Origin of the sequence: Ralstonia pickettii, assembly GCF_016466415.2 — a bacterium.
Classification (GTDB): Bacteria; Pseudomonadota; Gammaproteobacteria; order Burkholderiales; family Burkholderiaceae; genus Ralstonia; species Ralstonia pickettii.
Map to the genome: position 1 here is coordinate 510,692 of NZ_CP066771.1, position 24,029 is coordinate 534,720.

21 protein-coding genes are annotated in these 24,029 nt (G+C 65.5%); 11 read left to right on the forward strand and 10 right to left on the reverse strand.

The window, feature by feature from the left end; all coding sequences use genetic code 11:
* Positions 1-8: 8 nt before the first annotated feature.
* Entirely contained in the window at positions 9-1,184 is a 1,176-nt protein-coding gene (locus tag RP6297_RS02415) for an alpha-D-ribose 1-methylphosphonate 5-triphosphate diphosphatase (protein ID WP_009239020.1), read from the reverse strand.
* A 170-nt stretch (positions 1,185-1,354) separates the two neighbouring features.
* Here RP6297_RS02415 and RP6297_RS02420 point away from each other — a divergent pair, with 170 nt between their 5' ends.
* On the forward strand, positions 1,355-4,078 hold the full coding sequence (locus tag RP6297_RS02420; protein ID WP_012761276.1) for a bifunctional diguanylate cyclase/phosphodiesterase: 2,724 nt from the start codon (positions 1,355-1,357) through the stop codon (positions 4,076-4,078).
* A 149-nt stretch (positions 4,079-4,227) separates the two neighbouring features.
* Positions 4,228-5,640, forward strand: coding sequence for a methyl-accepting chemotaxis protein (locus RP6297_RS02425; RefSeq protein ID WP_009239018.1), 1,413 nt, complete (start codon positions 4,228-4,230; stop codon positions 5,638-5,640).
* Between the two features lie 540 nt (positions 5,641-6,180).
* Here RP6297_RS02425 and RP6297_RS02430 read toward each other — a convergent pair.
* The 4 genes from RP6297_RS02430 to RP6297_RS02445 all read right to left on the reverse strand — a co-directional run bounded on the left by RP6297_RS02430 (position 6,181) and on the right by RP6297_RS02445 (position 10,508).
* Positions 6,181-7,503 carry an MFS transporter gene (locus tag RP6297_RS02430; RefSeq protein ID WP_009239017.1) on the reverse strand — a complete coding sequence of 441 codons (1,323 nt, stop codon included), beginning with the start codon at positions 7,501-7,503 and terminating at the stop codon, positions 6,181-6,183.
* A 169-nt stretch (positions 7,504-7,672) separates the two neighbouring features.
* Entirely contained in the window at positions 7,673-9,034 is a 1,362-nt protein-coding gene (locus RP6297_RS02435) for an amidase (protein WP_009239016.1), read from the reverse strand.
* 27 nt (positions 9,035-9,061) lie between these two features.
* Positions 9,062-9,739: a DUF2848 domain-containing protein gene (locus RP6297_RS02440; protein ID WP_009239015.1), complete on the reverse strand. Its 678-nt coding sequence runs from the start codon at positions 9,737-9,739 to the stop codon at positions 9,062-9,064.
* Between the two features lie 46 nt (positions 9,740-9,785).
* The gene (locus RP6297_RS02445) at positions 9,786-10,508 is read right to left on the reverse strand and encodes a GntR family transcriptional regulator (RefSeq protein ID WP_009239014.1); all 723 of its coding nucleotides are present in this window, start codon (positions 10,506-10,508) and stop codon (positions 9,786-9,788) included.
* A 176-nt stretch (positions 10,509-10,684) separates the two neighbouring features.
* Between RP6297_RS02445 and RP6297_RS02450 the strand changes: the two genes are divergently transcribed.
* The 3 genes from RP6297_RS02450 to RP6297_RS02460 all read left to right on the forward strand — a co-directional run bounded on the left by RP6297_RS02450 (position 10,685) and on the right by RP6297_RS02460 (position 13,718).
* Positions 10,685-11,950 carry a flavin-dependent oxidoreductase gene (locus RP6297_RS02450; RefSeq protein ID WP_009239013.1) on the forward strand — a complete coding sequence of 422 codons (1,266 nt, stop codon included), beginning with the start codon at positions 10,685-10,687 and terminating at the stop codon, positions 11,948-11,950.
* Between the two features lie 45 nt (positions 11,951-11,995).
* The gene (locus RP6297_RS02455; RefSeq protein WP_009239012.1) at positions 11,996-13,129 is read left to right on the forward strand and encodes an ABC transporter substrate-binding protein; all 1,134 of its coding nucleotides are present in this window, start codon (positions 11,996-11,998) and stop codon (positions 13,127-13,129) included.
* Positions 13,130-13,202: 73 nt separating this feature from the next.
* Positions 13,203-13,718, forward strand: a complete 516-nt coding sequence (locus RP6297_RS02460; protein WP_009239011.1) for a MarR family winged helix-turn-helix transcriptional regulator — start codon at positions 13,203-13,205, stop codon at positions 13,716-13,718.
* A gap of 75 nt (positions 13,719-13,793) precedes the next feature.
* Here RP6297_RS02460 and RP6297_RS02465 read toward each other — a convergent pair whose 3' ends face one another.
* Positions 13,794-14,135 (reverse strand): hypothetical protein, encoded by a 342-nt coding sequence (locus RP6297_RS02465; protein WP_009277266.1) that lies wholly within the window; start codon positions 14,133-14,135, stop codon positions 13,794-13,796.
* A gap of 343 nt (positions 14,136-14,478) precedes the next feature.
* Here RP6297_RS02465 and RP6297_RS02470 point away from each other — a divergent pair, with 343 nt between their 5' ends.
* On the forward strand, positions 14,479-15,693 hold the full coding sequence (locus RP6297_RS02470) for an HD-GYP domain-containing protein (RefSeq protein ID WP_009239009.1): 1,215 nt from the start codon (positions 14,479-14,481) through the stop codon (positions 15,691-15,693).
* A gap of 27 nt (positions 15,694-15,720) precedes the next feature.
* Here the strand turns inward: RP6297_RS02470 and RP6297_RS02475 are convergent, their stop codons facing one another.
* The gene (locus RP6297_RS02475) at positions 15,721-15,894 is read right to left on the reverse strand and encodes a hypothetical protein (protein WP_009239008.1); all 174 of its coding nucleotides are present in this window, start codon (positions 15,892-15,894) and stop codon (positions 15,721-15,723) included.
* Positions 15,895-16,126: 232 nt separating this feature from the next.
* Here RP6297_RS02475 and RP6297_RS02480 point away from each other — a divergent pair, with 232 nt between their 5' ends.
* The 3 genes from RP6297_RS02480 (at position 16,127) to RP6297_RS02490 (ending at position 19,906) form a co-directional block, all read left to right on the forward strand.
* Positions 16,127-17,113 (forward strand): DUF6685 family protein, encoded by a 987-nt coding sequence (locus RP6297_RS02480; RefSeq protein WP_009239007.1) that lies wholly within the window; start codon positions 16,127-16,129, stop codon positions 17,111-17,113.
* Between the two features lie 105 nt (positions 17,114-17,218).
* Positions 17,219-17,635 (forward strand): hypothetical protein, encoded by a 417-nt coding sequence (locus tag RP6297_RS02485; protein ID WP_009239006.1) that lies wholly within the window; start codon positions 17,219-17,221, stop codon positions 17,633-17,635.
* A gap of 87 nt (positions 17,636-17,722) precedes the next feature.
* Positions 17,723-19,906 (forward strand): TonB-dependent receptor, encoded by a 2,184-nt coding sequence (locus RP6297_RS02490; RefSeq protein ID WP_009239005.1) that lies wholly within the window; start codon positions 17,723-17,725, stop codon positions 19,904-19,906.
* Between the two features lie 54 nt (positions 19,907-19,960).
* Here the strand turns inward: RP6297_RS02490 and RP6297_RS02495 are convergent, their stop codons facing one another.
* Together RP6297_RS02495 and RP6297_RS02500 are read right to left on the reverse strand one after the other, a co-directional pair.
* Positions 19,961-20,596: a hypothetical protein gene (locus tag RP6297_RS02495; RefSeq protein ID WP_009239004.1), complete on the reverse strand. Its 636-nt coding sequence runs from the start codon at positions 20,594-20,596 to the stop codon at positions 19,961-19,963.
* A 137-nt stretch (positions 20,597-20,733) separates the two neighbouring features.
* Complete coding sequence (locus RP6297_RS02500; protein ID WP_009239003.1) at positions 20,734-21,321, reverse strand: hypothetical protein; 588 nt, start codon at positions 21,319-21,321, stop codon at positions 20,734-20,736.
* Between the two features lie 172 nt (positions 21,322-21,493).
* Between RP6297_RS02500 and RP6297_RS02505 the strand changes: the two genes are divergently transcribed.
* Positions 21,494-21,799, forward strand: coding sequence for a hypothetical protein (locus RP6297_RS02505; RefSeq protein WP_009239002.1), 306 nt, complete (start codon positions 21,494-21,496; stop codon positions 21,797-21,799).
* A gap of 218 nt (positions 21,800-22,017) precedes the next feature.
* On the opposite strand, the gene RP6297_RS02510 is transcribed toward RP6297_RS02505, so the two are convergent.
* Positions 22,018-22,359, reverse strand: coding sequence for a hypothetical protein (locus tag RP6297_RS02510; RefSeq protein WP_009239000.1), 342 nt, complete (start codon positions 22,357-22,359; stop codon positions 22,018-22,020).
* Between the two features lie 204 nt (positions 22,360-22,563).
* On the opposite strand from RP6297_RS02510, the gene RP6297_RS02515 reads away from it, so the two are divergent.
* Positions 22,564-24,027 carry an aminotransferase-like domain-containing protein gene (locus RP6297_RS02515; protein WP_009238999.1) on the forward strand — a complete coding sequence of 488 codons (1,464 nt, stop codon included), beginning with the start codon at positions 22,564-22,566 and terminating at the stop codon, positions 24,025-24,027.
* Positions 24,028-24,029: the final 2 nt, after the last annotated feature.

Here is a 24,029-nt window from a genome sequence, read left to right on the forward strand (position 1 = left end):
GGCGTTGCTCAGCCGATCAGCGGCAATTGGCCCGCGGCATGGCGCAGCCGTCCGCCCACCACGGCCGCCACCACGCGAGGCAGCCCGGGGCGGCGGTCATCCACCACGATGGCATCGGCGCGCAGCCCAGGCGCGAGTACGCCGCGATCCGTCAGTCCTGCGGCTTCTGCCGGGTTGGCGGCCACCAGCGCCCAGGCCTCGGCCAGTGGCACCACGCCGCGCTCGGCGAGCTTGAACGGAGCTGCCAGCAGGGCCGGGTAGTAATAGTCGGAAGCCAGCACGGTGCCCAGGCCCGCCGCCACCATGGCCGACGCATTCGGTGCGCCATGATGGCTGCCGCCACGCACCACGTTGGGCGCCCCGAAGACGGTATGTCCGCCATGCGCGCGCGCTGCCCGCGCGACATCCTCGGTCAACGGAAACTCCGTGACTGTGCAGCCGTGCGCGTGGAAGGTATTACGCGTGGCGATGTCGGGTTCATCGTGTGAAGCCATGCAGATGCCGCGTTGCTGCGCCGCCCGGGCGAGCGTGCCGGTCACCTCGTTGAGCCTCGTCGCATTGGCTGCGGCAGCATTCAAACGGGCCAGGAATGTGTCGATGTCGCACTCGGCGCGATCGGCGTATTGTGCGAGCTTGCGCGCGTCGCCCAGCTTGTCGCGCATCATCGGCAGGTGATCGTTGAATGACAGGAAGTGCACGCGACCGGCATCCATCCAGGCGAGCGCATCGGCAACGCCATCGGCGTGATGCAATTCGAAGCGCAAGTGCATCAAATGCTGTGCCCCCAGGTGCGGGCGCATGGCATCGAGCGTGTCGAGCATGCGCACGGCGTAGGCGCGGCCACGCAGGCCGCCCTCCCAGGAATACGTGACGCCGTGGAATTCGGTGGTGATGCCGCAGGCCAGCAATTGGCCGTCAACGTCGGCCAGCGCGGTCTCGTAGGGAAAGGCCACACCGGGGCGCGGCATGACGGCGCGTTCGAAGGCATCGCCGTGCAGATCGACGATGCCGGGCAGGACGAGCAGGTCGCCGTAGTCGATCATCCCGCGAGTCGGGCTCCCGTCACACGCAGCGATCTGCCCGTCGCGAAATTGCACGGCAGCTTCCGCCAGCCCTTCGGCGAGCAGGGCGCGTCGCGAAATCAGGCCGGCCACGTGGCCGACGGAAGACGAAAACGATTGCATAACGCCAAGGTGCGAACAGTTGTGCAGGAACGTCGTGCGGGCATTGTGCCGCAACTGACGTGCCGCTTGACCGCATATCGGCCATTTGTCCCACCCTGAAGGGGGGAGAGGCAGCCAAACGCCTTAACTTTCCCGACACGATGGTCGATATCTTGAAAAAGAACCCAGATATGGACGCCACCTCTGCTGAGCGGCCTGACCGTCCTGAACCGGATGTGATCGATCAGGACAGCCCCAGGCCGCTGCCGCTCGCTGATGACCGCTACGAAGCGCTCGTCCGGCAAATGCCGGATGCGCTGTACATCGTGGCGGACGACATCATCGTTTTCGTCAACGAGGCGGGCGTTCGCCTGTTCGGCGCGCAGACGGCACGCGACATCGTGGGCCATGAACTGGACGAGTTCGTGCACGACAACTCGATGCACCTCGCCCGCCAGCGCCGGGAGTGGATGGTCTCGCACGGTGCAGGCTTGCCCCCGGTCGAGCAGACCTTGCTGCGCTGCGATGGCACGCCGGTGGAGGTCGAGGTGCTTTCCGCGCCGGTGCAGCTTGGCTGGCGCACCGCCATTCAGGTGGTGGCACGCGACATCACCCAGCGCAAGCAGGCCGAACAGGCCCTGCGCGAATCCGAAGCCAATTATCGTGCACTGGCTGCCGAAACCGCACGCGCCAAGGAATTGCTGCGTTGCGAAAAGACCGTGCTCGAACTCAGCTCGCGCAACGTGCCGTTGCCCGACCTACTGGCCGAGGTGTGCCGGCTGGTGGAGGCGCTGCTCGACGACGGCGCCATGTGCTCGGTCCTGCTCAGTGGTGATGGCGAGCACGTTACGCAGGCCGTGGCACCGTCGCTGCCTTGCACGCTCTCCCAGGTGCTGGTTGGGATCGCGATTGGCCCTTCGGTCGGTTCATGCGGCACGGCCATGTTCCTGAACAAGACCGTGGTGGTGGAAGACATCGACGCCGACCCGCTCTGGGATGGCTACCGCGACATCGTTGCGCCGCTCGGATTGCGCGCGTGCTGGTCGACGCCCATCCGCGGCGACAACGCGCAGATGATCGGCGCGATGGGCATCTACTACGACTCCCCGCGTGCGCCCACGCGCGACGCCATGGGGTTGCTCGACGGTATTACCGACATCATCGGCGTGGCCGTGCAGAAGGCGCATATCGCGCGTGATCTGAGGGAGAGCGAAGAACGCTATCGCCTGGCCGTCGACAACCTTACCGAAGGCATCGTCGTGCAGGCGGCCGACGGCACCATCCTCGCGTGCAACCCGAGCGCGCGGCGTATTCTCCGGGCGGGCAGCGTGTCGCCGGTGGGCACCAGCCACCTGGCGCTGATGCGGCGCTCGTTGCGTGAAGACGGCAGCGAGATCCCGGTCAACGAGCGCCCCACGCGCGTGGTGCTGGCCACCGGACGGCCGCTGCTGGGCTTGACTGTTGGCCTGGAACTGGTTGACGGCGATGTGGTGTGGGTGCACGAAAACGTGCTGCCCATCGTGCGCCCTGGCGACGATACCCCCTCAGCCGTGCTGATCTCGTTCAACGATATCGGGCCGGCCCGCGCGGCCCAGCAGCAGCTCACGTTCCTCGCGCAGCGTGATGCGCTCACCGGCTTGTACAACCGCGCGTACTTCTCGCAGCGCATGCAGGCGGTGATGGAGCAGGCCGCCAGCCAGGCCAACGAGGCGCGCCAGGTCGCCGTGCTGTTCCTCGATCTGGATGGCTTCAAGAAGGTGAACGACACCGCTGGTCATGAAGCGGGCGACCACCTGCTGCGCATCGTCGCGCAACGCCTCTCGGCCTGCGTGCGCCAGAGCGATACGCTGGCGCGCCTCGGCGGCGATGAGTTCGTCGTGCTGCTCGACAATGTGCGCTCGTTGGGGGAAGCGGAGCGCTTGGCCAAGCGCATCGTCCATTCGATCGCGCAGCCGTTCTCGACGAGCGGCACGGAGTACTACCTGGGCGCGTCGATCGGCATCGCGCTGTACCCGGAGCATGGCAACGACGCCGCCACGCTGCTGCGCTGTGCGGATGCCGCCATGTACAACGCCAAGCAGAACGGCCGCAACCAGCATCGCGTGTACACCGCGCGCCTGTCGCAGCGGGCGCAGCGGCGCTTCCAGCTGGAATACCACCTGCGCCGCGCGCTGACGGCGGGCGAGCTGTCGTTGCGCTTCCAGCCCATCGTCGACGCCACATCGATGGACATCGTCGGTGCTGAAGTGCTGCTGCGGTGGCACAGCACCGAACTGGGCGAGGTGTCCCCCGCCGAGTTCATTCCCGTGGCGGAAGACGCCGGACTTATCGGCGACATCGGCGAATGGGTGCTGGCGCAGGCGTGCCGCCAGGCCGCGCATTGGCGCGCCACCTGCATGCCGGAGTTCTTCGTGGCCGTGAACCTGTCGCCGCGTCAGTTTGGCGAGGGACTGGTGCCGACCATCTCGCGCTGCCTGACCGAAGCTGGCTTGCCCGCGAGCGCGCTCGAAATGGAGATCACCGAAGGCCTGCTCATGCGCGACACGGCCGCAGTGATGCCGATGCTCGATGCGCTCACGGCCCTGGGCATTCGCATCTCGATCGATGATTTCGGCACGGGCTATTCGTCACTGTCGTATCTGCAACGCTTCCCGATCGACAACCTGAAGGTGGATCGCTCGTTCGTCTCGGGCATTCCGCGCCATCGCGATTCGGTGGTGATCTCGCGCGCCGTGGTCGCGATGGCCGCGTCGCTGGACATGACCGTCACGGCAGAGGGTGTCGAGACGCTGGAGCAGGCCGAGTTCCTGCAAGCCGCGGGGTGCGACAAGTTGCAGGGTTTCCTGTTCGGCCCCCCGATGACGGCTGCCGCCTACGAGTCACGGCTGCGCCGCGACCGTTCCGCGCGGGCCTAGTGCTGCGCAAGGCGCATGTAATGCCCGCGTAAGTCAGGGCGGGTAGCGTCGCTCAAGCGCGCTTCGCACGTGCCGATACCCCCCTTAGAGGGCCGCTTCGCCATCAGCGCGAGGGCGCACACAACAACGACAATTGGAGACAACCGCACGTGAAGCCATTCGCCTGGGGCCGCGGCCCGAAAGCCTCTCCCGACCTTGTTGCCCGTATTGCCGAAGAGGCCGGCCGCGTCGGCATGGGCATCTGCGAGGTCTCCGGCAACGTGGAAGACGTGGCCGTGCGCCTGCGCCGGCAGGCCGACGTGTTTGATCAGTTGCGCAACGCGGCCGATGTCACCATGCGCGGCAATCACGATATCGCCGTGGCGGCGCGGCATGCGCGCGAAGTCGCATCGCATGCCAGCGAAGAGGTGAGCGGCTCGCGCGAAACGGTCGATGCATCGCTGCGCGACATTCGCGAGCTGGCCGTTGGTGTGGCGAGCATGGAGCAGCAGATTGCGGCACTGCGTGAAGCGCTGATCCAGGTGGCGCAGGCGTCCGAGCAGATTTCGCAGATTGCCAAGCAGACCAATCTGCTGGCGATCAATGCGGCCATTGAAGCCGCTCGCGCGGGCGAATCGGGCCGCAGCTTCGCAGTGGTTGCAGGTGCGGTGAAGCAGCTTGCCGGGCAGACCGCCGAAGCGACGCAGCGTATCGAAACCACCTTGGCGGATTTGTCTGGCCAGACCGACAAGCTGATCGGCGACAGCAGTGCAAACGTTGCGCGCGCCCAGCGTGTGGATGCCGGCACGCAGGCCATTGGCGCGGTGATTGGCGTGGCGGGCGAGGCCATTGCGCGCTTCGATGTCGAGGCGACGAGCATTGCGGAATCCACTGCGGCCATCGAAGATGAATGCGCGTCGCTCGCGCGTGAGGTGGAGGCGATGGCCGAGGGTGTGAAGCAATCCAGCCACAACATCGACAACGCGCAACGGCAGCTTTCGGGGTTGCTGGGGGCGTCGGAAACGCTGATCCGGTTGACGGCTTCGACGGGCGTGCAGAGTGCCGATACGCCCTTCATCGAAGCGGTGCAGACCGCCGCCGGCAAGATCAGCGCATTGTTTGAATCGGCGCTGGCACGCGGCGATATCAGCGAAAGTGATCTGTTTGATCGCACCTATGCGCCGGTGCCGAATACCGATCCGCCGCAGCATATGACGCGATTTACGGCGTTCACGGACCGTGTGTTGCCTGCGGTACAGGAGCCGTTGCTCCAGTTGGATCCGCGCGTGGTGTTCTGCGCGGCGGTCGACACCAACGGCTATCTGCCGACGCACAACCTGAAGTTCTCGCAGCCGCAGGGGAGTGACCCGGTCTGGAATGCGGCCAACAGCCGCAACCGCCGGCTGTTCACGGATCGCACGGGGCTGGGGGCGGCGCGCAATACCGAGGCGTTCCTGTTGCAGACGTATCGTCGGGATATGGGTAACGGGACGTTTGCGATGATGAAGGATGTGTCGGCGCCGATTTACGTCAAGGGTCGCCACTGGGGTGGTTTTCGGATGGGCTACAAGGTGGCCGGCTAAGGTCCGTAACGCCTGGGGTGGGGTTCAGAACTTCGCTGATGGGGTTCGGAACGGCATTGCTGAGGTTCGGAACTCCATCCGTGTTGTTCAGAACGGCATCTGCTTGGTCGGACCTTGGCGCTTTTGGCGTTTGGAACGTCGTGAATGGGGTTCGGGACTGCTTTGGGCGGGTTCGGAACCTCATCGGTGGGGTTCGGGACTGCTTTGCTGGGGTTCGGGACGTCTAGGGGCGGGGTTTGGGACCTTGCTGGTGGAGTTTTTAGTGTTGATGGTGCATCCCTTGTTTCGTCCCCTGCCGGGGCCGACTTACTTTCTTTGTCTTGCCAAAGAAAGGTAAGCAAAGAAAGGCGCGCCCGAGATAGCGACCCCCTCCTTGAATTTCTGTCGCAGGGAGGGGAAGGAGGCAAACTCGCTGCGCTCAGACAGGCCTCCTTCCCTTTTCCTCCCTGCAACAGAAATTCAAGGCGCCATCTAGGGCAGGAACGTCAACGGCCAAACCATCGCGGCGCGGGAGTTGGCCGCGATGGTTCATCTGCGTGCTTAGTGTTTGCGCGTGCCCAGGATGACCAGGACGGCGGCGCCCAGCTCCAGCGCGGCTACGAAGTAGAGGCCGGCGGAGAGGTGGCCGGTGCTGGTCTTCAGCCAGCCGATCATGTACGGCGCGACGAAGCCGGCGAGGTTGCCGATGGAGTTGATCAGCGCGATGCCGCCTGCGGCAGCGGTGCCGGCCAGGAAGACAGCGGGGATCGACCAGAACACCGGGAACGCGGCGAGGATGCCGATGGCGGCGACGGTGAGCGAGATCAGCGCGAGCGCCGGCGAGCCGAGCAGTGCGCCTGTTGCGACCAAGCCGGCGGCTGCGATGACGGCCGCAATGGCGCAGTGCATGCGGCGCTCGCCCGTACGGTCGGAATGCGCGCCGTTCCAGACCATCGCGATCGTGCCGGCGATGAACGGAATGGCCGCGATCAGGCCGATCTGGAAATTGCCCTGGACGCCCAGCTCCTTGATGATCGACGGCGTCCAGAAGGCGATGGTGGCATTGCCGCTGACCACGCAGAAGTAGATGGCTGCGCAGACCCACACGCGGGCGTTGGCGAGTGCCGCACCAAACGAGGCGTGCTTGGCGGGGTCGCGATTCTCCGCTTCAACGGCGCGAACGACGGCGTCTTGCTCGGCGGCGGAAAGCCATTTGGCCTGTCGAGGCGTTTCGGGCAGCCACGCAAGCACGGCAAAGCCGGCCAGCACGGAAGGAATGCCTTCGAGCAGGAACAGCCATTGCCAGTTGGCGAGGTGGCCCACGCCTTCCATGCGGCTCATGATGAAACCCGCAACCGGGCCGCCCACCACGCCCGCGATCGCGAACGAGGTCATGAACAGGCCGTTGATACGCGCACGGTGTGCGGAGGGAAACCAGTACGTCAGGTACAGCACCACGCCCGGGAAAAAGCCGGCTTCAAAGATGCCCAGCAGAAAGCGCATCACGTAGAACGAGGTCGGCGTCTTCACGTAGATCATAGCCATCGAGGCCAGGCCCCACAGGATGGTGATGCGTGCCAGCGTCTTGCGTGCGCCGATCTTTTCCAGCAGCAGGTTGCTCGGCACTTCGAACAGGAAGTAGCCGATGAAGAAGATGCCGGCGCCCAGGCCGTACACCGCTTCGCTGAACTGCAGATCCTGCAGCATCGACAGCTTGGCGAAGCCGACATTGACGCGGTCGATCCACGCGAGGATGAACAGCACCACCAAAAACGGCACCAGGCGATACGCAATGCGGCGGTAGGTGGCATCCAGCTCGGTGCTGGGAAGCGGACGACTGGCCGGGTCGGTCGGGTTGGCCGGCAAGGCTTGGGTTTGCGACATGGTTTCCTCCAATAGCGTGTGAGGGCGCCTGCGCTTCGTGTGCTGCTGTGTTTTACGAAACGCAGGCGTGAGTTGGGCCCGGCACGTCTGCAGCGCGCCTTTTTTGGACTTGGCTTGGGAAACCGCCTGCGTGGCCCGAGCGCAGGCGGCGAAAGTTCTGGCTAGTCGATCAACGCCGCAGGGCTGCCTCCACCGCCCGGCCGACGCGCAGGATGCGCGCGTCGTCGTTGGCGAGACCGCAGAGCGACAGACCGACCGGCAGTTCACCGGCCGCGTGTACCGGCAGCGTCAGCGCGCAGCCGTCCAGGAAATTGATCACGCTCGGATTGCGCAGCGCGAGGGCGTTGACGCGGAAGAAGGCTGCATCGTCCGCTTCAAGCGGGGCGACCTCGGGCGGCACGATGGCCACCGCCGGCATCAGCCATGCATCGAAGTTGCCCAGGCGCTTGCGAGCGGCGGCGATCATGCGTGCGCGTGCGTTGATCACATCGATGTATGCGGCCGCGCTCATCTGGTCACCACGGCGGATGCGCGTGGCGACGCGCGGGTCGTACTGGGCTTCCGCACGCGCGAGCAGCGAACGATGCCATGCCCAGGATTCCGCGGCCGAGAAGCCGCCGCCGCTGTTGATCTCGGGCAGTTGCAGCAGCTCCGGAAATTCAAAACGCACGATGTGCGCGCCGGCACGTTCGAGCTGTTCAACAGCGCGGTTGAATGCAACGGCGACCGTGTTGTCGAGATCCGCACCGACATAGTCCTGCGTGACGCCGAAGCGCAATCCGGCCAGCGGCACGGCGGCGGTGTCGAATGCGTCGTTGCCTGACTCGCCGCTCAGCACGGCGTCGACGATTGCGCAGCAGTCGACCGAGTTGGCGAGCGGGCCGCCGGAATCGAGCGACGTGGACAGCGGCACGCCGCCCGTCATCGGGACGCGGCGTGCGGTGGGCTTGAAGCCGGTCAGATTGCAGAACGCAGAGGGAATGCGGATCGAGCCGCCGGTATCCGTGCCCAGCGCCGCCACGGCCATGCCGCCCGCAACGGTGACGGCGCCGCCCGACGTGGAGCCGCCCGCTGCACGTGCGCCGTCCGCTGGCGTGCGCGGCGTGCCGTAGTGCGGGTTCAGCCCCAGTCCGGAGAACGCGAATTCGCTCATGTTGGTGCGGCCCAGCAGCACGGCGCCGGCCGCGCGCAGGCGTGCCACGGCAGCCGCATCGGCAGTGGCGCGCGGCTGGTCCGCCAATGCGCGCGAACCGGCTGCCGTCACCTGACCCGCCACGTCAAACAGATCCTTGATCGACACGGGCAACCCGGCCAGCAGCGAGGGCACATTGCCCGCAGCACGCGCGGCGTCGGCCGCGCGTGCCATGGCCAGCGCGGCTTGCTCGTCGATGCTTACATAGGCGGTCCCGCCTGCGGCGCGATGCGATTCGGCGCGCTCCAGCGCGGCTTCGGTCAGCGCGACGCTGGTGGTGCGGCCGGCGGCCAGGGCAGCGGCCAGCGAGCGGATCATGTTCGGGCGGGGCGTCATCATGCGGTGATCTCCGTGAGGTGGGGCGCTTCAGCCTTCAACAGGCAGCGTGTCGACAGCATAGCGATGGCGCAACTCGGTGCCCGACACGGGGTCGATCAGGGCCATGTCGAAGGCCTCGCCGAAACCGAGTTCGCCGATGATCGGCTGCGTGCCGCAGAACATGGCGGTGCCGACCGGCAGCGTGTCGTTGCCGGTGTAGCGGCGGATGAGGTCGCGCGGGTCGAGCATGCGGGTGACGCCGCCTTCCTGGTACAGCGCGGTCTGGCCGTCGCGGGTGCGCCAGGTCTTCATCTGCAGGCTGTCCCAATGATCGGCCAGCGCTTCGAAGCGCCACACGTCGCGGCTTACGGGCTTGGCGCACATCTGCTTGGACACCGTCACGCCATAGGCTTCGACCTTGCGGTCCGTGTGGTCCGAACCAATGCCGACCAGCAGGCCCATCGGCGTGGAATACAGCACGAATTCCGCTTCGCCGGACGAATCGGCGCCAGGAATCTCCACGGTGGCGTCGGTGGTCAGCAGCGAGGCCGACACGCGGTAGAAGCACGGCACGCGCGCCGGACGCGCCACGCCGATCGCTTCAAGCTCGGCGATGTGGTGTTCAACGGCTTGCGCATCGCGGCCGGTCCAGCCGGCAATGACGAGGTGGTCCACGGTTACGTCGATGGGGCCGTGGCCAATCAGGTTCAGGTGCAGCGTGGTCATGCGGAATCCGGAAGAGGCGGGAACAACAAACGGGGGGAAATCGGGATCAGAGCGTGCGGATGATCGTGCGGCGGAACTCGTCGATGTGCTCGCGAATGGCCTCGCGCGCTGCAGGCACGTCGCGGCGCTCCAGTGCATCAAGCACGGCAAGGTGCTCGTCGTACACGTTCTGCAGGTGTTGCGGCTCTGACAGCGACAGGAACCAGAAGCGCGCCTGCTTCTCGTGCAGGCCGCGCAGCAATTCGGCCAGCACGCGGTTGCGCGAGGCCGCGGAAATGGCGAGGTGGAACTTGAGGTCCAGCGCGGCCAGCGCGGCAATGTCGCGGTGTTCGATCAGCGCGGGCGATGCATCGACGATGGCGCGCATGGCGTCAAAATCCGCCGGGTGGGCGCGCTCGGCGGCCAGCGTTACGCACAGGATCTCGTTGGTGGCGCGCACCTCGATCATGTCGAGCACGTCGTTGAGCGACAGTGGCGTCACCAGCACGCCCTTGCGCGGCAGGATCTGCACCAGCCCCTCCACCTCCAACCGATGCAGCGCCTGGTGGATGGGCGTGCGGCCCAGCCCCAGCAGCGCGCCGAGTTGCGCTTCGTTGAGCGGCTCGCCGGGGCGGAATTCGCACGCCATGATGCGGCGCTTGATCTCGTTGTAGGCGAGTTCACGCATGGCGGCGCCCTTGGGCGCATGCGCAGCAGGTTCGACGGCAAACGGTGCAGATGCCGGCGCGGTTTGGGCGGAACCGGAAACCAGCTTGATCGGACGCGACATGGAAGCGACCTCGATTCGTGTAAAAGTCGAGTGATGGTATTGTGATATCTCACAGAGCGTCAAGCGTGCAACGCGCTGCTTTCAGCGGTCTTTGTCTAGGTATTTGCCCTGATATGCCCCTGGCGTGATGCCGTTGAGATTCGTTATAGACTGCAACAAATTTCAGGGAGACAGCCATGAAGATCGCCATCATCGGGGCGGGCATCGGCGGCTTGACGCTCGCGTTGATGGCCGAGCGGCAGGGTTTTGAAGTCGAAGTGTGGGAGGCCGTGCAGACGCTGCGGCCGCTGGGCGTTGGCATCAACCTGCTGCCGCACGCTGCGCGCCAGTTGTGCGAGCTGGGGCTGGAAGACCCGCTGAGCGCGCTGGCGATACGTACCTCCGCGCTGGCTTACTACAACCGTTTCGGCCAGCCGATCTGGCACGAGCCGCGCGGGTTGGCCGCCGGGTATGACTGGCCCCAGTTCTCCATCCATCGCGGCGAATTCCAGATGGCCCTGGCCGATGCCGTGATTGAGCGGCTCGGTGCGGATTGCATCCGCCTGGGTCACACCTTCGAAGCGGTTCAATCGACAGGCGAGAAAGGCGGCCCCGTGCGCTTCACGCTGCGTGATCGCACCAACGACACCGTTGTCGAATCCTCAGCCGACGTGCTGATCGGTGCCGATGGCATCCACTCGGCCGTACGCCGGCATTTCTACCCGACGGGCGATGCACCGCGCTTTGCGGGCCGCATGCTGTGGCGCGCCGTCACTGAAGCCGAGCCGTATCTCGATGGCCGCACCATGTTCATGGCGGGCCATCAGGACCAGAAGTTCGTCGCCTATCCGATCTCCGAACCGCTGCGCCAGCAGGGCCGCTCGCGCATCAACTGGATTGCCGAGCTGCGCGTGCCCGACGAGGCGCCGCCGCGCAGCGACTGGAACCGCGAGGTCGACCGCGCGATCTTCCGCAGCGCCTTCGCCGACTGGAAATGGAACTGGATCGACATTCCCGCCTTGATCGACGGCGCGCAGGCCGTGTACGAATTCCCACTGGTCGACAAAGACCCGTTGCCACGCTGGACTTTCGGCCGTGTCACGCTGCTGGGCGACGCGGCGCATCCGATGTATCCGATCGGCTCGAACGGCAGCGCGCAGGCGATTCTCGATGCACGCGCGTTGGTCGATTGCCTGCTCGCCACGCGCGACACCGGCGTGGCGCTGCGTGAGTACGAGGCCGATCGCCTGCCGCGCACCGCTGGCATCGTGCTGCGCAATCGCCTCAATGGCCCGGAGCAGGTCATGCAACTCGCGCATGAACGCGCACCCCAAGGCTTTGCGAGCATCCATGACGTGATCCCGCGCGCCGAACTGGAAGGGATTGCGATGCGCTATAAAAAACTGGCCGGTTTCGATCCGCAATCGCTGCGCGATCAGCCGCCCATGCCACGCCGCGCCTGAAAAGCCCGTAACGCATTCACACGCTAGAAGAGAAAAGGGGACCCCATGACCACCCGCCGCACCCTCTGCGCCGCTGCTGCGCTGTTGCTTGCCACTGCAGCCCACGCCGACATCGTCGTTGGCGTGAGCCTGTCGACCACAGGTCCGTCGGCGTCGCTCGGCATCACGCAGAAGAACTCGCTGGCGTTCTATCCGGACACCATCGGCGGGGAAAAGCTGCGCCTTGTGGTGGTGGATGACGCCTCCGACCCGAGCACCGGCACGCGCCTGGCGCGCAAGCTCGTAACGGAAGACCACGTCGACATCATCGTTGGCTCATCGGCGGTGGCACCGTCGATTGCGATTGCCGAAGTCGCCACCGAATCGCACACGCCGCAACTGGCGTTGGCGCCGGTCGAGCTGAAACCGGGCAAGGGCGATTGGACCTACCGGCTTGCGCAGCCGATCTCGCTGATGGCCGAGGCGATTGCCACGCGCATGGCGGCGTCCGGCATCAAGAACGTCGGTTTCATCGGCTTTGCTGACGCGTACGGCGAAAGCTGGCTGAAGGACTTCACCGCCGCCGCCACGCCGCGCGGCATCAAGATCGTTGACGTAGAGCGCTACGCCCGCGCAGATACCAGCGTGACAGGGCAGGTCGCCAAGCTGGTCAGTATCAAGCCCGATGCGGTTTTGGTGGCCGGCGCGGGCACGGGCGCTGCGCTGCCGCACACCGCGTTGCGCGATCGCGGTTATGTGGGGCCGATCTATCAGACGCACGGCGCGGCGACGAAAGACCTGATCCGCATCGGCGGCAAGGCGGTCGATGGAGCCATCCTGCCGGCCGGCCCGGTGATCGTGGCGGAGCAATTGCCCGACAGCCACCCGAGCAAAAAGACGGCGCTTGAATACGTGACGCGCTATGAGAAGGCCAACGGCCCCGACACGCGCACGCAGTTCGGTGCCCACACGTGGGATGCGCTGCAGGTGCTCCAGCGCATCGTGCCGGTGGCGCTCAAGAAGGCCAAGCCGGGCACATTGGAGTTCCGCCAGGCGCTGAAGAATGCGCTGGAATCGGAGCACGACATTGTCGTTTCGCACGGGGTGCTCAACTACACGGCCACGGATCACTTCGGCTTTGACGCACGTGGCCGTGTGCTGCTGACCATCGACCACGGCAAATGGAAATTGCTGAACTGACGCGTATGCGCCCGCATGGCCGGCGGGCGCATCGCCGACGATAATCGAGGGGTCCTTCACCATCGACACCGCCATGCCGCGCACGCCCAAAGCCGACGACCTGTATCCCGCCGTGGCCCCTTCGGGGCATTTCAACCCGCATCTGGCGGACGTCGAGTATGGCGCGCTCGATGGGCTGGTCGGCTACGCCGTGCGCCGCGCGCAACTGCACATCTACGAAGATTTCGTGCGTTCCCTGCAGGCGTGGAACATCACGCCGCCGCGCTTCTCGGCCATGACCGTGATCGCGCACAACCCGAACCTCAAGCTGACGGAGCTGGCCAACATCCTGGGCGTGGCACGCTCCGGTGCGGTGCTGCTGGTCGATACGCTCGAAGACATGGGCATGGTCGAGCGCCAGCCCTCGCCCAAGGACAAGCGCGCATTCCGGCTTGTGCTGACCGCCAAGGGAGCGACCACCCTCGACGAAATCACCCGCGCCGTCACCGCGCACGACGCCCGCGTGACGGCGCATCTTTCGGCGGACGAGCGGCAGACGCTGCTGGCGTTGCTCAACAAGCTGGCATCGGGGCCGGATTCCGCTTCCTGATCGGCAAGCCGGCGCGTGCAAATGACAAGCGGCCCGAAGGTGGGCCGCTTTGCTTTGGAGCGAACTGCGAACGCTTCAGCGCTTGTTCGCGTCGATGGCCTTTTGCCAGAGGTCCTTGTCGGGCGGATACAGCGAATCGAAGTATTCGCGCAGCGTGCAGATTTCCTGGACGATCTCGAACGGAAATCCCTGGCGGCCGCCACGGTCGTCAATCTGCAGGCTGTTCAGGTAGCGCCGGCAGCCGATGAAATCGGCCCATTTGGCGGCAATCGTGTTGATGATGCGCGGAAACTTCCGGCCGAGTTCGATCGGCCGCACCGGGTCGGGCAGGGACGCGAGCCACCGGATGGCGTCGCGGGTGAGCGCGAAGTCATCGGCGTTATGCTGCTTGCGTTGAGAGACGGGATCTTGAGTCATATCGGATGCGCATCCTTGAGGGCTAGTGTACCCCTCCCGCGCCGGGCCGCCAGCCCGCCCGGCGAGGGTCTTGACGCGCCACCTGTTTGATTCGGCCTCTGCCACAGCCGGTTTTCCGGTGTTTGCTTGCCGCGGCTGCAGTATGCCGCGCGCCGCCCAACCCATATCCACCTCAAGTTTTGTGCAGGGCTGCCGATAAGCCAAGCGCGGTTTGTCGTGCTGGAGGACCAGAGCATCCACCAGCGTGAAGCGCCTGGACTGCGAAATACGAGCCAGTGTCGGCTGGCACGCCGCTCCCCTAATTCAATCAAAAAACCGGACTTCGAGCCGAGGTAGGCAGGGTATGAAGCGAATCGATGCGAGCCAATTGCGTGTCGGCATGTTTGTGATGAAGCTGGGCGGGTCCTGGCTGAAGCACCCGTTCTGGCGTGCGCAATTCCAGTTGTCGCACCAGGGCCAGATCGACGACATCCGCAAAGCGGGTATCACCGAGATTTGGATCGACCCCGAGCGCGGCGAAGATGTCATGTCCGAGACGCTGATGCCGGCACCGGCTCCGGCGCCCGCACCCGAGCCGCTCACGCGCGAGACGGTGGCTGCGCGACCGCCGATCACGCCGACGTCGCTCAAGGAAGAGTGGAAGCACGCCCAGCAGCTGATGCAGAACGGCAAAGCGACGCTTGGCCACATGTTTGCCGAGGCGCGCATGGGCCGTGCGCTGGAAACCGAAAAGGCGCTGCTGCTGGTGGACGACGTGTCGAACTCGCTGGCACGCAACTCTTACGCGCTGATCGCCCTGGCGCGCCTGAAGAACAAGGACGACTACACCTACCTGCATTCGTTTGCCGTGTGCGCGCTGATGGTGGCGCTGGCCAAGACGCTGGGCTTGCCCGAAGACGAGATCCGCGAATGCGGGCTGGGCGGGCTGGTGCATGACATCGGCAAATCGGCCATGCCGCGCACGCTGCTCGACAAGAGCACGGCGCTGACCAAGGACGAACTGGCGCTGCTGCAGACGCACGCCGTGGGCGGCCATCACCTGCTGCAGGGCACCGGACAGTTCAGCGAGATTGCACGCGAGATCTGCCTGCACCACCACGAGCGCATTGACGGCAGCGGCTATCCCGACGCCCAGAAGGCCGACGGCATCAGCCTGTGGGCCAAGATGGGCGCGATTTGCGACGTGTACGACACCCTCACGTCGAGCAGCCCCTATCACCATGCGTGGTCTCCGGCGCAGGCCCTGAAATACATGATGGCGCGCACCGACACGCAATTCGATCGCACCGTCTTCCAGGCCTTTACGCGCAGCGTGGGCATCTACCCGGTCGGCACGCTGGTCAAACTGCGCACCAACCGGTTGGGCGTGGTGGTTCACCAGAACGACGCGTCTGCGTTGAAGCCGGACGTGGTCGTCTTCTATTCGGGCAACACCAAGACGCGCGTGCGCCCCGAGCGCATCAGCCTGGGCAAGTCCGACGATTCCATCGTCACCGTGGAAGACGCCACCACGTGGGGTTTGTCGGACGAGGAAGTGTCCGACATGTGCCTGGTCTGAGGCGCCGGCTCTCGGCGCTGGAGGGCGTCAGTAGTCTTCCACGGGGGGCTCGTTCTGCTCGGCGGGATCGGGGTGCGTGTCGCGAGGCACCTGTGGGCCGCCGGGCTTGCGCTTGTCCGGCGCAGGCGTGGTGTTCGGGTGTCCCGTGTCGGCGGGTGGCTGCGTCGTATCGGTTTCGGAATGACCTGGTTGAGCGGACATTGCGGTTTCCTCCTGATCTGCGGATGCCTCTCTTCCAGCATGTCGCGCGCCTGGCAAGCCCCTACGGTTCATGTGTATGTTTCTTAACACGGACTTCAACAAACTTCATGGCACACCCCTCTAAAGTGGGGTAATTTTGAGTCGTTGGTTTTTACATTGCTGAACATTCGCCACACATTCAGAGCGATGTCGGCAACCCGCAAACAAACGATTCAGTCTTCCGGGGGGTGACATGAACGTTTCCAATCTGCTGCATGCGGCGTCGAACTGGGTCATCCAGTCGCGCGCCTTCAATGTCACGCAATCGGTTGCACACCATCGCACGCCCAGCGATGCGCTGTCGCACTGGAAACTCGATATTTGGCACAAGAGCGTGCCGTTCCTGTTCGAGGGCGGCCTTGCCGAACCCGCGCACCAACTGTTTCCCAAGCATCTGGCGCATGCCGAATGGGTGGACGAGCTGCATCACCATCTGAGCCAGCTTGTGGGCGTGCGCCGGGAGCATTGCAAGATCGACATTCGCGCCGTGACGGGGCTGGCGCAGTCGCCGTGCTCGGTGCATTCGTTTCCGAGCATGCTGGTGTTTGCGCATCAGCATTGCCGCCGCATTCCGCATAGCACGGACGCGGATTTTGCCGCCAACCGGCGCCACGTCTTCCGCTACGCAGATCAGGCCAACGTGTTCCGCGCCTACGACTTTGCCGGCGGCGAGCTGTTCTACATGAACGAGTGGGGCGCCCACCATTTCGCGGCGCTGGCGTTGCAGGCTCGCACGCAGAACCGTGAGCTGCTGGTCGATGCCGAGGTGCGTCATGCGCGTTCTGCGCTGGGACTGCGCCGGTTGCTTGACAGCTTCCATGTGATCGGCGCGCGGCGGCAAGGGCAGCAGCGCTACGGCACCCGTTTGTCGGAAGCGCTGGCCAGCCACCAGGTACCGCATCGCTGGATGCATGGCCGTCGTGAGGCCGAAGGCTTTGAACTGTGCTTCCTGCCCAAATCGGATCGCTTTGCCAATTGCGTGGGCGAACAGCTCATGCGCGACGGCTGGTTCGACTACGGCGCGTGGCTGGCAAGCCTGCACGATGCCACGGAGCTGGGTGCCCCCGCGCAACGCGCCGAGGCCGCCCGCAAGACGCGCCCGAACTGGAAGCGCGTGCCGGTGCCGAGCCTGGGCGTGCCGACGGGTCTCATGCCGGGCTTTGCGCACACGCGCTTGTAATACAAGCGCGCTACGCTCGGGGGTTGTTCTGCCCCTCCACCTGACGGATTGCTGAATCAGGCGGCTGGTGTCAGAATTCGCAACTTAGTTGCATTGGGGCGCACAATGTCGGGTGACATTGTGCGCCGGCACCTGCGCCCGACCTTGCGTTCCTTCCGCTCATCCTTCCTCCATCCGCGTTGGCTGGCTTGCCTGCTGACCGTGTTCCTGCTGTTCGGTCAGCAGGGCGCGCTGCGGCATGCGCTCTCGCATTGGAGTGAATTCAGCGAAGCGACCGGCGTCGCGTTCAATGCCGCTGCCACGGCCAAGCCGGCCAGTGCCGAGCGCAGTCAGCCCGCGCAGGAACACGCCGCGTGCCTGCAGTGCGCGGCCTATGCCGCCCTGGCGGCTGCCTTGCCGATGCTGGTGGCGCTGCGGCTGGCACATACGCGCCGCTGGCACTTTCCGCACATCGGTTTTCATGCGGGCGCGCCGGTGTTTCCGGTCGCCGTGTGTTCGCGCGATCCTCCAATCCGCCTTTGATTCCTGCCTTGCCCGTCGGCGCGCGCGTTGTAGTGACGCATGCGCGTGCCGCTGTTTAACGCATCCGCTCGATTCAAAGGTTTTTTCATGATTCCCTTCCAGCCCCGCAAGCTGGTGATGGCGCTTGCCGCCGTCCTGCCGTCCGTCGCCTCGGTTTCCGCCCTGGCTCAGGAGGCCACACCGCCGGCCGCCGCGCCTTCCACGCCCGCCACGACGGCACCCGCCACCAACGTGCGCGACCTCAGCGAAACCCGCGTCACGGCCAAGCGCCTGGACGCCGCACGCAATGCGCTGTCGCCGGACACCGGCAGCTCCGTCTACAAGTTCGACACCGATGACATCGCCCGCCTGCCGCTGGGCGATGCCACGCCGCTCAACCAGGTGCTGCTGCAGGCGCCGGGCGTGGTGCAGGATTCGTACGGGCAACTGCACGTGCGCGGAGACCATTCGAACCTTCAGTACCGCATCAATGGCGTGATCGTGCCTGAGCCGATCAGCGGTTTCGGGCAGATGCTCGATACGCGCTTCGCCAACCAGATCAACGTGCTGACCGGTGCGCTGCCAGCGCAGTACGGCTACCGCACCGCCGGTATCGTCGACATCACCACCAAAGGCGCGTCGACCGACGAGGATGGCGAGCCGAAGGCCTTTGGCGGCGAGATCGGCACGGTGCTGGGCAGCAATGCCACGCACGAGGTCAATGCGCAGATCCAGGGCACGAAAGACCGCTTCAGCTATTACCTGTCAGGCGTGTTTGCCGAAAACAACATGGGCATTGAAAACCCGACGGGCAACCGTAACGCCACGCACGACCACACCACGCAAAACAAGTCGTTCGGCATGCTGTCGTACCTGCTTGATAGTGATAGCCGCGTAAGCTTCATGTTCGGCACGTCGAACGGCCGCTTCCAGATTCCGACGCGCCCGGGCTTGACGCCGAAATTCACGCTTGATGGCGCAGTGCCGCCGGCGTCGGAAGCGCTCAACGCCAATCAGCGCGAGAAGACTGACTTCCAGATCCTGACGTATCAGCAGAAGGTATCGCCCAAGCTGGACTACCAGGTGTCGGTGTTCCGCCGTGTCAGCCGCATCGACTACATGCCCGACCCGATCGGGGATCTGGTCTACAACGGCGTGGCGGCCGACATCATGCGCCGCAATGAGGCCTACGGTGTGCAGGGCGACGCAAGCTACAAGCTGACCGACAAGCACACGCTGCGTGCCGGCGTGTTCGTGCAGCGCGAGCGCTATGTGGCCAACAACACCGCCAGCGTATTTGCCGCCGACGCCTCCGGTGCGCAGACCAGCACCACGCCGTTCACCATTGTCGACAACCACAGCGGTAGCGGGACAACCTTCGGCGTCTACCTGCAGGACGAGTGGAAGCCCACCGACCGGCTCACCGTCAACTACGGCGCACGCTACGACCGCGTCAACACCGTCGTCAGCGAGCAGCAATTGAGCCCGCGCCTGGGCTTGACGTATGACCTGACGTCGCGCACCCGCGTGCATGCCGGTTACGCGCGCTACTTCACGCCGCCGCCCACGGAGAAGTTCGACAACACCTCGGTGCAAGCCTTTGCCGGCACGACCAACGCGCTGCCTTCGGATGCGAACACGGCCGTCAAGTCGGAGCGCTCGAACTACTTTGATCTGGGGATTTCCCACCAGCTCACGCCGCATCTGACGCTGGGACTGGATGCGTATTACCGCGACGTGCGCCATTTGCAGGATGAAGGGCAGTTCGGCAATGCGCTGCTGTACTCCGCGTTCAACTACGAGCGTGGCCGGATCTACGGGCTGGAAGGCAGCGCGAACTATCGCAACGGCAACTTCGGGGCGTATCTGAACCTGGCCGTGTCGCGCGCGCAGGGCAAGGGCATCGAGACCGGCCAATTCCACTTCGATGCGGACGAGCTGGCCTACATCAACAACCATTGGGTCAACCTCGATCACGACCAGCGCCTGACCGCGTCGGCGGGCGTGTCGTATCGGTATTCCGGCACGACCTATTCGAGCGATGTGCTGTTTGGTACGGGACTGCGCAACGGCTTTGCCAATACCGACCACCTGCCTGCCTACTGGCAGATGAACGTGGGCGCCGCCCGCGACTTCAACCTGCCGACGCTGGGCAAGTTCAAGACGCGGCTGACCGTGCTGAACATCTTCGACCGCAGCTATCAGTTGCGCGACGGCACGGGCATCGGCGTGGGGGCGCCGCAGTTTGCGCCGCGCCGTACGTTCCTGTTGTCGGTCAGCAAGCCGTTCTAATGAAATCGGGCCAGCACATGTGGCTGGCCCGATGTTGCATCCACTACTTCGTCATCACATCGGCGGGACCATCCCGTCCTTACCGACCAACACGCGTTGCGCAACCAGTGTGCCCTGCGCATCGGCGCGTACGAACATCACGACATGCGCGCCGGCCTTCAAGTCGTCGCGCCGGCCCGGCTCGAAGGTGACGATCGGCACCTGCGGCGGCACCACGATGCGCTGCTCTCCATCCTTGTATTTGACAGACAGCGTGCGGCCCTGCGCCCCGGTGACGGCGCCTGCCTGCTCGACCGTGCCGTTGGTCATGCTGCTGTTCGGCCCCAGATCGTAGGGGCGGTGGCCGTCTCCGGTGCCGCGCATGGCTTCCGGAAACACGTGTACCTCCAGCGCACGGAGCGTGCCGTCCGGCTCCTTGACCGCAGCCGTGCCGATGTAGCTGCCGGCCCGAATGGCCGACGGCTCGATCGGCGCAACCTGCGTGACGCTGATGTCCACCGGCAGCGTCACGGTGGCCTTGTTGCCGGACGTGTCGGTCACGTCGACAGCGGAGCTGTGAACCGCATTGATGGTGGCCCGCACACGCGTGGGCGCGGCGGCGGTGCTTTGTGCGGAGGCGGGGAGGGGAAGGGCAGCAGTCAGAAGGGCGACAACTGCAGCAGTACGGGCAGAAAAGCGTAGACGGGTCATAGGGCAGGCACGTGAGATTCACCCAGACGTGGGCGCGGCGGGCCAGCGTGCATGCGCGTTCGCGAAGCGCTGGTCCGCCGCCAGTCTAGACCGGACCGCGCTGGCGTGCAGGGCGGCCCGCGGTCATCCCGCCCGGCTCAACCGCGATGCTGACCCGGCACGCGCTTGCCCTTGTACGTCGGGCGGCTGCGGCGCATGTTGTCGGCCCCAGTCGTGCTGCCTCCGGTGGGCGATTGCACCGGCAGGTCGCGGCTGCCGGCTTGCGGGTCGATCGGCGCATCGTCCAGCTCGACGGCGTCGGGGGCGTCTGCGTCGTCGTTTTCTCCGGCCAAGCCTGTGGCGTGCTCGAAGTTCTCGTCGTCGATGGGGGTGTCGACTTCCGGGTCATTCAGGTCCCGTATGGTGTCGGGCATTAAGTCGCCGCCCTCGCGTATCACCGGTTCGCGCCCCGCTGCGCGCCGCTCGCCCGTGCCGGTGGAATCGGTGTCGCTGTCGAGATTGACGTCGCCAAGGTCCGCGCCAGCCGTGCGGTTGGCTGCATTGCCATGCGGATGGACGGCGGGATCCTCGTCAATGCGATCTTCGACGTCGCTGCCCAGACCCGGGCCGCCGACCACGTCACTGCCCGAGTCCGAACTGTCGGAGGGGCCGAGGGCGTCGGTGCCGTGACCCTTGCCGGTTTGTGCAGGTGCCTCGCCGGTGCGATACAGGTTGCTGGTAGCCATGTGGATTCTCCATGCGTGCTTGTGCGCCAAGGCGCGACACTGCGAATGCAGCAAGGCGGATACCTGCGCGCGGCGCAAGCGGCGTCCGCCAGCGCACTGTTTGGGCGGCACGCTCGTTGCGACCCACTTTGCCGCGGGCAAGCCGCTCGCAACTGAAACCAGGAGGCTGACGATGAAGCAACACGCACAGCAACCGCACAAGCCCGCTGCACAGGCGGGAGGAAACGCGGGGGAACGAACGAGTGAGAGTAAGAAGGGCGAACGCCGCGATCAAGCGCAGAAGGAAGGGGCTCGCGCCAAGGGCAGCACAGAATCCGACCGCGCCGAGCGCACTTCGATGCAGCACGGCACCGGCCAGTCTGCCAAGCGCCCGACGCCGGCGCCCGCTGAAGACGGCCGTGCCGCTGCTCAAGAGGGGCAAATGCCGCAAAACCAGCAGCGGCTGGGGCAGCACCAGAACAGCCGGAAACAGCCATGAGCGGTACCCATACACCCCGTGATGACAACAAAGCCAAAGCGCCTTCGAGTGACGCCACCGCCAAACCCGTCGCGCCGGCCATCCCAAGCGAGAGCGGCGTAGGCGAAGAGGACCCGGGCGACTTCGAAAACGCTTCGATCAGCGCGGGCGACGGGGAACGCCCCGCAGCGCCGCCCGCAAAGCCAGACCGGCGGCGCTAGCCGCTCAGCATCGTCATTTCAGCCGCGCGAGGTCTGGCGCGGCTGAATGATGTTTGCCAGCCAACGCCCCATCGCTGACCACATCGGGCGTGGCGTGCGGGCAGCACCGGCGACGATGCGCAGGTGCGCGCCGGAGCGCTCATCGGCACGCAGACGCCACCACCCGGACGTTTCCACAACGTGCGCGTGGCCAGCGCCGAGGGTGTACCGCGCGGCTGCCACCGAGCGCGATGGTGGCTCCAGCCGCAAGCTGCCTTCCAAAGTCACGAGCGTAGTTCCAACGGGCAGCCAGTGCAGGCCGGCTTGTCCGGGGCAAAGCGCCAACCATTGCGGTTCGTGTGCGGATGTCGTCGCAGTCATGTCGATCTCCTGAACATGGCTGCAGCGTAGGGAACACGCCGGGCCGCCAATAGACACAGAGCGGGGCGACGTGAGCCGCAACACCCGAGGTGTTGTGACCATCTGTTACGGTACAGTTTGCCGCTGTCTGTATCTGTTGCGGTCGCGGTCGTACCGGCATGATGTGCTGGACTCTACCCGCCGCCTGTCGTCGCCCTCGCCGCCATGTCCGTCACCGAGTTGACCTCCCCGCCCGCGCAGCCGCTGTACCGGACGCTTGCCGACCATTACCTCGGCGCGATTCGCAGCGGGGTGCTGGCGCCGGGCGAGCGAATGCCGTCGGTGCGCATGCTGATGCGCACGCACGCCGTCAGTCTGTCGACTGCGCTGCAGGTATGCCGGCATCTGGAGGCGGAAGGCTGGCTCGAAGCGCGTGAACGCTCGGGTTACTTTGTGCGCCAGCCGCGCCGGGCGCTGCTTGCGCCGGTGAAGGAACCCGAGGTGTCGACGCCGGATCCGGCGGCCTACGTGGGCGTGCATGCGCGCGTGTCGGCCATCGTGGCGCGCGGGCAGCAAGCCACAGTGCATGTCGATCTATCCGGCGCGAGCGGGGCGGCCGCGTTGTATCCGGCAGCGGCGCTCAACCGGATTGCGTCGCAGGTGCTGCGGCGGTATCCGCTGCTGCTGACACAGGCCGTCATCCCGAACGGCCATCCTGAATTGCAGACTGCCGTGGCGCGTCGTGCCCTCGACATGGGCGTGCAGGTCGCGCCGGACGACGTGATCGTCACTCACGGCTGCATCGAGGCGGTGAACCTCGCATTGCGCGCGGTGGCCCAACCGGGCGATACCGTGGCCGTGGAATCGCCGACTTATTACGGGTTGCTGCAGGTGCTGGAAAGCCTGGGCATGCGCGCGGTGGAAATTCCGACCAGCCCGCGCACCGGCATGTCGCTGGAAGCGCTGGAGATGGCGGTGCAGGCCTACGGCAACATTCGCGCCGTGGTGGTGGTGCCCAATCTGCAGAATCCGCTCGGCAGCATCATGCCCGACGCCGCCAAGCGCCGGATGGCGGCCTTTTGCGATGCCAACCGCATCGCGCTTATTGAAGACGATACCTACAGCGCGCTCGGCGACAGCCCCACGCCGCTCAAGGCGCTCAAGGCATGGGACCGCACGGGCAACGTCATCTACTGCGCGTCGTTGAGCAAGGTGTTGGCACCCGGCCTGCGCCTGGGCTGGATGGCGGCCGGCCGCTGGCAGGGGCGCGTACAGATGCTGAAGTTTGCGCAATCGCGGCCGAACGATTCTTGGTCGCAGGTGCTGGCGGGGCGTTTTATCGCCTCGGGTGCGTACGACCGTCACCTGCGCACGCTGCGCCAGACGTTGCGCGAACAGCGCGAGCGGATGGCCGAATCGATTGCCGGATGTTTTCCGGCCGGCACGCGGTTATCCGTGCCGTCAGGCGGGTTGGCGATGTGGGTGGAGTTGCCCGCGAACGTGTCTTCGATGGAATTGTTCGATGCGGCGCTGGCGCAGGGCATCCGCATTGCGCCGGGGACGATGTTCTCGAACCTGAACCGCTTCGATCATTTCTTCCGCATCTGCTTCGGGCTGGAACCTTCGGCCAACCTCGAAGCTGCGCTTGCCACGCTCGGCCAGCTCACGCAGCAACTGGCCGAGCGCTGACC